Annotated in this window: 1 protein-coding gene; it reads left to right on the forward strand. The window is 65.5% G+C overall.

Features of this window, described 5'->3' with window-relative positions; translation table 11 throughout:
• Window positions 1–180, forward strand: a 180-nt coding sequence (locus tag F3J43_RS23900) for a hypothetical protein (protein ID WP_205298077.1), incomplete at its 5' end; no start/stop codon positions are given.
• Window positions 181–255 lie beyond the last annotated feature (75 nt).

The raw sequence follows: 255 nt of genomic DNA on the forward strand, positions 1-255 counted from the left end.
TTTCGGCGTGGGCGCTGCTGGCGCTTCGCCTGGCTTGAGGCATGCGCCAAGGCGTACAGCGGTACCCTCACAGGACTGCATCGCCCGAAACAGATGTGGGAGTGGGCGAAAGCCCGCGATGCGCCCTACTGGCATGGCGAGGTTTCGGCGTGGGCGCTGCTGGCGCTTCGCCTGGCTTGAGGCATGCGCCAAGGCGTACAGCGGTACCCTCACAGGACTGCATCGCCCGAAACAGATGTGGGAGTGGGCGAAAGC

The sequence above is a fragment of the Pantoea sp. Cy-639 genome (assembly GCF_011752525.1).
In the GTDB taxonomy this organism is placed as follows: Bacteria; Pseudomonadota; Gammaproteobacteria; order Pseudomonadales; family Pseudomonadaceae; genus Aquipseudomonas.